A 351-nucleotide genomic window follows, 5' to 3' on the forward strand; every position below is an offset into this window, starting at 1 on the left:
CGCGCGATAGCTTGATGGCAATGATGAAAGGGAAAGGGGCATTGCAATGACAAGCTATAAATGCCCAAAGTGCGGTGCGGAATTAGAGGATTTTTATACGCCAGATTATTTTATATCGAGCAGCGAATGGGATGACGATCGTTTTCGCTGTAACGGTCACTTAATTGAGCCGATACCGTTTCCGCAGGTAAGTAAATACAGTGCAGTGAATCGAACAAAATCTTGCGGTTATTTTGGGTTGGAAGATTTAGGTGTGGAGTACAAAGAATGAGTTTTGCGATGTTATTCAAGCGTTGGGAATGATGTGATGAGCCAATATAAACCTTTCTTTTTACGTGATCAACGCATTAA

General features: G+C 41.6%; 1 protein-coding gene. It reads left to right on the forward strand.

Annotated features, from left to right (window positions below; genetic code table 11):
- Positions 1 to 46: 46 nt before the first annotated feature.
- Positions 47 to 271: a hypothetical protein gene (locus tag HMPREF2644_RS07780; RefSeq protein WP_005633909.1), complete on the forward strand. Its 225-nt coding sequence runs from the start codon at positions 47 to 49 to the stop codon at positions 269 to 271.
- Positions 272 to 351 lie beyond the last annotated feature (80 nt).

This window comes from Haemophilus sp. HMSC071C11 (assembly GCF_001837655.1).
In the GTDB taxonomy this organism is placed as follows: Bacteria; Pseudomonadota; Gammaproteobacteria; order Enterobacterales; family Pasteurellaceae; genus Haemophilus; species Haemophilus influenzae.

What these genes read in the sequence shown, in the direction of transcription:
- HMPREF2644_RS07780 (WP_005633909.1), top strand. Translation starts at nt 47, where the DNA reads ATGACAAGCTATAAATGCCCAAAGTGCGGTGCGGAATTAGAGGATTTT.